Below are 7927 nucleotides of genomic sequence, written 5' to 3' on the forward strand. Positions count from 1 at the left end.
GTGGTGGTCATCCCCGACCATCGCGCGCCGATCGTCACCCATATGGTGTGGTACAAGATCGGCAGCGCCGACGAGCCGGCCGGCAAGTCCGGCATCGCGCATTTCTTCGAACACCTGATGTTCAAGGCGACGACCAACCACGCCGCCGGCGAGTTCGATCGCGCCGTCTCGGAGATCGGCGGCTCCAACAACGCCTTCACTTCCTACGACTACACAGCCTTCCACGAGACGGTGGCCCCGTCGGCGCTGGGCGAGATGATGGCCTTCGAGGCCGACCGCATGCGCAATCTCATCCTTACCGACGACGTCATCAAGACCGAACGCGACGTGATCCTTGAGGAACGCCGTTCGCGCATCGACAACAACCCGCAGGCGGTGCTGGACGAGGAAGTCGACACCACGCTCTGGCAGAACCAGCCCTACCGCATCCCGGTCATCGGCTGGATGCAGGAGATGGAACAACTGAACCGCACCGACGCGATCGCCTTCTATGACAAGTATTACCGGCCGAACAACGCCGTGCTGGTGGTGGCCGGCGATGTCGAGCCCGACACGGTGAAGGCGCTGGCCGGGAAGACCTACGGCAAGGTCGCGCGCGGCCCGGACCTGCCGCCGCGCATTCGCCCGGTCGAGCCAGAGCAGAACACCAAACGGACGGTGACGCTGACGGACGCGCGCGTTTCCGTGCCGAGCTTCTCGACGCAGTGGGTGGTGCCGTCCTATCACACGGCCCAGCCAGGCGAGGCCGAGGCGCTCGACCTGCTGGCCGAGATCCTTGGCGGTGGCAACCGCAGCCGGCTCTACCAGCAGCTCGTGGTCAAGCAGGGCATTGCCGCGGAAGCCGGCGCCTTCTTCCAGGGCACCATGCTCGACGCCACCAACTTCACCGTTTACGCCGCGCCGCGCGGCGATGCCAGGCTCGCCGATGTCGAAGCGGCGGTCAACGCCGAGGTCGCCCGCATCGCCAGGGACGGCGTCACCGATGACGAGCTGGAAAAGGCCAAGCAGCGCTATGTCCGCTCGATGATCTTCGCCCGCGACAAGCAGGACGACATGGCCAACATGTACGGCGCGACGCTGGCCACGGGCGGCAATGTGCGCGACGTCCTGGAATGGCCGGACCGCATCCGCAAGGTCACCGCCGAGGAGGTCAAGACGGTCGCCGCTCGCTATCTTGTGCTCGATCATTCGACGACCGGCTATCTTCTGCCGCAGCAACAGGCGGGGAATTGATGATGACGCACCAGCACAGCCGCACGATGCCTTTTCCCCACCAGGCTCACCATTTTCCTTCAAGGAGAGACGGGAAATTGGCACGCGCCTTCGCCACCCTTTGCTTTACCTTGTTCTTCCTCGTCCTGCCGGCGCTTGCCGCCCGTGCCGCGATGAACATCCAGGAGGTGAAGTCTGAAAAGGGCATCACCGCCTGGCTGGTCGAGGATCATACGGTGCCGATCGTCGCCATCCGCTTCGTCTTCGACGGCGGCACGGCGCAGGACCCGGCTGGCAAGGAAGGGCTTGCCAACCTGATGACCGGCCTGTTCGACGAGGGCGCCGGCGACCTCGACAGCGACGCCTTCCAGGTGAAACTTGACGATGCCGGCGCCGAGATGAGCTTCGACGCGCAGCGCGATGGCACCTATGGCTCGATGCGCATGCTGTCGGAAGGGAAGGACGCCGCCTTCGACCTATTGACGCTTGCCGTCAACAGACCGCGCTTCGACCAGGCGCCGCTCGACCGCGTGCGCGCCCAGGTGCTGTCGGGCATCATCGCCAACGAGCGCGACCCGAACGCGATCGCCCAGCGCAAATGGCTAAGCGCGATCTATGGCGAGCATCCCTATTCGAGGCCCGATGAAGGCACCAGGCAGAGCATCGCCGCGATCACGCCGCAGGACCTCGGCGCTTTCCACAAGGCAAGTTTCGCCCGCGACGGCCTGCATGTCGCCGTGGTCGGCGACATCGACGCGGCAACCCTGAGGCGGAAGCTCGACCAGCTGTTTGGCGACCTGCCGCAGAAGCAGGCGCTCGCCCCGATCGCCGACACCCAGCCGAAGCTCGGCCAGCAGCTGGAAGTCGACTACGACCTGCCGCAGACCTCGCTGCAGTTCGCCTATCCCGGCGTGAAGCGCAGCGCACCGGATTTCTTCGCCGCCGTGCTGGTGAACGATATCCTCGGCGGCGGCACCTTCACCTCGCGCCTCTATGAAGAGGTGCGCGAAAAGCGCGGCCTTGCCTATGGCGTCGATTCCAACCTGGTCGACCACGAGCATTCCAACGCGTTGGTCATCACCACCGCGACTCGCTCGGACCGTGCCGCCGAGACGCTCGCATTGGTGCGCCAGGTGGTGAAGGGGATGGCGGAGCAGGGTCCGACCGAAGTCGAACTCGAGGCGGCCAAGAAATACATGATCGGCGCCTATGCCATCAACAATCTGGACTCTTCGGCTTCTATCGCCGCGACGCTGCTGGAACTGCAGCTCGACAATCTCGGCATCGACTATCTGCAGCGTCGCGCGGCCCTCATCAACGCGGTGACGATCGCCGACGTCAAGGCGGCGGCGAAGAAGCTTTTGTCGTCCGATCCCGCCATCATGGTCGTCGGTCCACCGCTAGGAAGCAAGGGATGAGGCCCGGGGCGGGAAGATGGTGAGCAATGGCTAGCGGCGGTCCCACCTTCGGCGTTGCCTTCGGTGGCGGCGGCGCGCGCGGTCTCGCGCACATCCACGCAATAGAGGCACTGGACGAGCTCGGCATCAGGCCGGCGGCGATCGCCGGCTCCTCGATTGGCGCCATCATGGGCGCCGGCATGGCCTCCGGCATGACCGGTGCGGAGATCCACGCCTATGCCCGTTCTATCCTCGGCAGCCGCGCCGAGGTGGCCTCGCGCATGTGGCGGGCAAGACCGGGAACCATCGCCGAGGCTATGCAGAACGGCATCCGCGTCAGCCAATTCAATGTCGAGCGCATCCTGAAATCCTTCCTGCCCGACGCCATCCCGGAAACCTTCGCACAGCTGAAGATCCCGCTGAAAGTGACGGCGACCGACTATTTCGGCCACAAGCTCGCCGTCTTCGAGGACGGCGACCTGCATTCGGCATTGGCCGCTTCCGCCGCCATTCCGGCGGTGTTCCGTCCGGTGACGCGCGACGGCCGCGTGCTGATCGACGGTGGCATCTACAACCCCGTGCCCTTTGACCTCATCGAAAAGGACGCCGACATTATCATCGCCATCGACGTCGTCGGCGCGCCGAGCGAGGCCGAGCGCCGGCACCCGACCACCGTCGATCTGATGTACGGCGCCACGCAGTTGATGATGCAGTCGATCATCGCCAACAAGCTGCGGCAGTGCCCGCCCGACATACTGATCCGCCCGAACGTGTCGAAGTACCGCGTGCTCGATTTCCTCAAGATCGACACGCTGATGGCCGAGACGGTCGAGATCAAGGACCAGCTGAAGCGCGAGGTCGAGCGGGTGCTGGAGGGCAGGGCTGCCGTGAAGGGCAAGCGGGGCAAGAAGGCCGGGTGAGGGAAAGCTGCCGATCTCCCAAGCGGGTGAGGTGGCCATCATCGCCGTCCCCTGCGAAGCTGCATCAAGACTTCGCGGTTGCATATTCCAGCGCCACCACGCCGTTGCTGAACGGCGTTGCCGAAATCAGCTCGAGCGGCACTCGCCCGCCGGGCGCAAACAGCGGCTTGCCGTGGCCGACGACGCCGGGATAGCTGAGCAGGCGGATGCGGTCGACCAGGCCATGCCCCAGCAACTGCTTGGCGACGCCATTTGCCTTTGGTACGCCGACTTTGGTGATCTTCGGCGCCGACGGCCGCTATGTTCCGGCCAGTGCCTTCGACGGCACGTTCCGCGAGGTCGACAACGTCTCTTCCGTGGTGGCGCTGCCTGGCGCCGGCCATTTCATCCACCACCAGGCGGCTGCCTTCGTCACGCAGCAGATCGAGGCCTGGGTGGCGCAGCCACCATCGACCTTCCGCCACCTAGCCTGCGGCCGGAGGTCGTCGACATATGCCGTTCGCTGGGCGATGATCGCGTCGGCCTGACGCTTCGCACTGGTCGCCGATTCGGCGTTTCGGCCTGTCCCATTGTCGCTCAGACCGGTCCACGGCTCTTTAGACCTCGGATAGGTTTTGCCGGTATCTATCGGAGAAAAGGAGCCGGAAAGTCATGACCGATATCTGGCGCTCACTCCTCGCCAATCTTGCGCTGGTCTCCATCCTGGTGGTCGCCTGGGACCTTGTGGCGGATTTCACCGGGCGACTTTCGCGGCGGAGGCGGTCGCTGATTCTCGGCGTGGTCATGTGCGCCGGCGCGATCATTTCCATGGCGACGGCGCTCTCTGTCGCCGGCTTCATCGTCGATCTGCGCGCAGCCTTCATCGCCGCCGCCGCGTTCTTTGGCGGATGGCCTGCAATGATCATCGCCACCGCCGGTTCGATTGCCTATCGCATTCATCTCGGCGGGCAGGGCGCGAGCATCGGAATCGTGGGCATCCTCATCACGGCTGTCGTTGGCATTGCATGGCATCACATCGTCGCCGCCCGAACGCGCACCATCTTCGACATTTTCGGCCTCGGCGTGTCGGTCGCTCTCGCCGGGCTGATCACGCTTCTGGTCATCCCACCCCAGGTCGTCGCCGGCATGGTGCAGCTGAGCACGTTCCCGTCCCTCGTTTTCCGCTTCCTCAGCACCATCATCATCAGCGTGCTGCTCGACCGCCAGGAGCGACGGCGCGAACTCGCAATGTCCAACATGATCTACCGGGCCATGGTTCGCGAGCTGCCGGATTGCCTCAACATAAAGGATGTCGACGGCCGCTTCATCGCGGCCAATCCGGCGACCGCCGAAATGGTGAGAGCCACTTCGGTCGAGAACCTTATCGGCAAGACGGATTTCGATTTCTATCCGAAGGATGTGGCTGAGCGCTTCCGGCAGGACGAGATGGGCGCGCTGGAGGCCGGGCAGACGCTGCGCATCGACCAGCCGGCGGTTTTCCCGGACGGCAGGCAGGGCTGGCTCTACACGCTGAAGGCGCCGTTCCGCGACGAGGCCGGCAAGATCACCGGCGTCATCACCTACAATCGCGACATCACGGAGCAGAAACGAAATGCCCAGCTCAAGAACGATTTCATCTCGACGGTCAGCCATGAATTGCGCACCCCGCTGACATCAATCCGCGGTTCGCTTGGCCTGATCGCGGCCGGAGTGGCGGGCGAACTGCCGCCAAAGGCCGCCAACCTCATCAACATCGCCCACAACAACAGCGAGAGGCTGGTTCTTCTCATCAACGACATCCTCGACATGGAGAAGATCGAATCGGGCGTGATCGCCTTCAAGATCAGGCAGATGCCTGTTCGCCCCCTGCTGGAGCAGGCCATTGCCGCCAGTTCCAACTATAGGGCCGATGGCCGAATCCGCATCGTCCTGGTCGACGATGCCCCGCGCGCCGAGGCCAACATCGATGAGGATCGCCTGCATCAGGTGATGGCCAATCTCCTGTCGAATGCAATCAAGTTCTCCGACGCCGACGGCACCGTGACGGTGAAACTGGAGCGCCGCGATCGTGACATGCTGCGCATCTCGGTGATCGATCAGGGCGCTGGCATTCCCGAGGCATTCCGCAGCCGCATATTCGGCAAGTTCGAGCAGGCGGACGCGTCGAGCACCCGCAAGCAGGGCGGCACCGGTCTCGGCTTGAGCATCGTCAAGACCATCGTGGAAAAGCTGGGCGGCGCCGTTTCCTTCGAAACCGAGGAAGGCAAGGGAACCTCGTTCCACGTCGACCTTGCCGAAGCGCAAAGGCAGGCCGAGAAGCCGGTTGCGACGGAGCGTCGATCGCGGCCGCGCGATGGCCGCCTGCGTGTTCTCATTTGCGAGGACGAGACCGATGTCGCGGCGGTGATCGCGGCACTCCTCGATGCGGAAGGCTTTTCCAGCGACGTCGCCCCCGACATCGACACCGCCATGGCGCTCCTGCGCACCCGCGACTATGTGGCGCTGACGCTCGATATCAAGCTTGCCGGGGAATCCGGTATCAAGCTCTTTCACGACATCAGGGCGTCACCGGTGAATTCCGACATTTCGGTCATCGTCATCTCCGCCGTCGCCGATGAGGCCAAGCGTTCGCTGAACGGCACCGCCGTCGGCATCGTCGACTGGCTGGAAAAGCCGGTGGATTCGACGCGGCTTCATGCCGCTCTCGCCAAGATCGTCGCCGGCAAGGTCGAGCGGAGGCCGAGGATCCTCCACGTCGAGGACGACGAAGGTGTGCTTGCCGTAATGTCGGCGGGGCTGGGTCCGGACGTCTTGATCGCTTCGGCGAAAACGCTGCAGGAGGCGCGGCGGGCGGTCGCGAAGCATCGCTACGACCTGGTCATCCTCGACATCGCGCTTCCTGACGGATCGGGGCTGGATCTGCTCATCGATCTGCCGCAGGAGACCGGAGTTATCGTGTTCTCGGCGGCGGAGATGGACGAGAAACTCGGCGACCGGGTGCAGGCGATGATGACCAAGACCAGGGCGTCGGAGATCGATGTGGCCAAGCTGGTCCGACGCATGTTGGTTGCGTCCCGCAACGCAGCGGGACCCACCGTGCAAGCAAGGGAGTGAGGTTGATGTCGACAAGGATACTCTATGTGGATGACGAGGACGACATTCGCGAGATCGCCCAAATGTCGCTCGAGCTCGAGCCACGGTTCGAGGTGCGGTCCTGCTCTTCTGGCGCCGAAGCACTGGCGGTCGCCGCCGATTGGCAGCCCAACCTCATCCTGCTCGACGTGATGATGCCGGACATGGACGGGCCGGAGACGCTGAAGCGGCTGGCCGCCTCGCCGCTTACGGCATCGATACCCGTGGCGTTCATCACGGCGCGCACCCAGACGCATCAGGTCGAACACTATCTGGCCATGGGGGCAGTCGGGGTCATCGCCAAACCCTTCGACCCGCTGGCGCTTGCCGGTGAAGTCAGCAAGCTGCTTGCGCTACGAACGGGCTGACGGCCTGCTTCGGATGTCCACGCGGCCGGCATAGGCGATAAGCTGCTGCGGAAGCTGTGCGGCGCCGTTTACGGCTCCTATACCATGCCCTCATATTCATCTACTGATTGTATCGAAATGCGGCCGTCGCGAATCGGCTTTATCTATGATTACGCGGCGTTGGCGGGCGCGGGGAACACCCGCGCGGAACTATGGCATGGACCCGCATTGGCGGATGGCGGTCCATGGATTGATCACTCCGGGGGGCGACGGAACCGGAGCAGGACAGGTGAACGGAGCGAAGGCAAGAATTCTGATCTGCGATGACGATCCGTTGCTGCTCGAGCTGATGGAATTCAGGCTGAGGGCGAAGGGATACGAGGTCATCAAAGCGGTCGACGGTGCCGAAGCGCTCTCCAAGGCGGAGCGGGACGCACCCGACATCATCGTGCTCGATGCGATGATGCCCAAGGCTGACGGCATCGAGGTGCTGGCGCGCATCAAGGGCGATCCGGCTCTGTCCGAAACTCCGGTCGTCATGCTGACCGCGCGCAAGGCCGAAAAGGACATCGTCTCGGCGCTCGAAAAGGGTGCCGACGACTACCTGGTGAAGCCGTTCATCCCCGAAGAACTCCTGGCCCGGCTTGCGCGTCTGATCGCGCGGAACAAGCGCTGATGCAGCGAAGCCGGCGCGCCGCCATTGCCGCATGCATGTTCCTGGCAATCGCCGCATCTCCCGGCGTCTCATTGGCCCAGACCGCCGACGAGCTCTACGCGTCCGGCGTCAAGGCAAGGCAAGCCCAGCATTTCGATGAGGCGGCGGACCTGCTCAAGCGCGCGCTGGCGCTGAAACCCGGCAATGCCGATGTTCTGGTGCAGCTCGGCTTTGCCGAGCTCGGCCGCAACGATCTGCCGGCCGCGCGCGAGGCCTTTTCCAGGG

9 protein-coding genes are annotated in these 7927 nt (G+C 64.1%); 8 read left to right on the forward strand and 1 reads right to left on the reverse strand.

Features of this window, described 5'->3' with window-relative positions; genetic code table 11:
- From EN781_RS18950 to EN781_RS18960, 3 genes are all read left to right on the forward strand, one after another.
- Positions 1-1233, forward strand: a 1233-nt coding sequence (locus tag EN781_RS18950) for a pitrilysin family protein (protein WP_145965548.1), incomplete at its 5' end; no start/stop codon positions are given.
- 26 nt (positions 1234-1259) lie between these two features.
- Complete coding sequence (locus tag EN781_RS18955; RefSeq protein ID WP_245455698.1) at positions 1260-2630, forward strand: pitrilysin family protein; 1371 nt, start codon at positions 1260-1262, stop codon at positions 2628-2630.
- A gap of 26 nt (positions 2631-2656) precedes the next feature.
- Positions 2657-3529 carry a patatin-like phospholipase family protein gene (locus EN781_RS18960; RefSeq protein ID WP_126055114.1) on the forward strand — a complete coding sequence of 291 codons (873 nt, stop codon included), beginning with the start codon at positions 2657-2659 and terminating at the stop codon, positions 3527-3529.
- A gap of 64 nt (positions 3530-3593) precedes the next feature.
- Here EN781_RS18960 and EN781_RS18965 read toward each other — a convergent pair whose 3' ends face one another.
- Positions 3594-3764 carry a dihydrofolate reductase family protein gene (locus tag EN781_RS18965; protein WP_245455484.1) on the reverse strand — a complete coding sequence of 57 codons (171 nt, stop codon included), beginning with the start codon at positions 3762-3764 and terminating at the stop codon, positions 3594-3596.
- Between the two features lie 4 nt (positions 3765-3768).
- Between EN781_RS18965 and EN781_RS18970 the strand changes: the two genes are divergently transcribed.
- The 5 genes from EN781_RS18970 to EN781_RS18990 all read left to right on the forward strand — a co-directional run.
- Entirely contained in the window at positions 3769-4056 is a 288-nt protein-coding gene (locus EN781_RS18970) for an alpha/beta hydrolase (RefSeq protein WP_126055113.1), read from the forward strand.
- 124 nt (positions 4057-4180) lie between these two features.
- On the forward strand, positions 4181-6622 hold the full coding sequence (locus EN781_RS18975) for an ATP-binding protein (RefSeq protein WP_126055112.1): 2442 nt from the start codon (positions 4181-4183) through the stop codon (positions 6620-6622).
- 5 nt (positions 6623-6627) lie between these two features.
- Entirely contained in the window at positions 6628-7008 is a 381-nt protein-coding gene (locus tag EN781_RS18980) for a response regulator (RefSeq protein WP_126055111.1), read from the forward strand.
- Between the two features lie 268 nt (positions 7009-7276).
- Positions 7277-7663 carry a response regulator gene (locus EN781_RS18985; RefSeq protein ID WP_126055110.1) on the forward strand — a complete coding sequence of 129 codons (387 nt, stop codon included), beginning with the start codon at positions 7277-7279 and terminating at the stop codon, positions 7661-7663.
- On the forward strand, positions 7663-7927 hold a 265-nt coding region (locus EN781_RS18990), incomplete at its 3' end, for a tetratricopeptide repeat protein (RefSeq protein WP_127400227.1). The genes EN781_RS18985 and EN781_RS18990, both read left to right, overlap by 1 nt.

This window comes from Mesorhizobium sp. M4A.F.Ca.ET.090.04.2.1 (genome assembly GCF_003999085.1).
Lineage (GTDB): Bacteria > Pseudomonadota > Alphaproteobacteria > Rhizobiales > Rhizobiaceae > Mesorhizobium.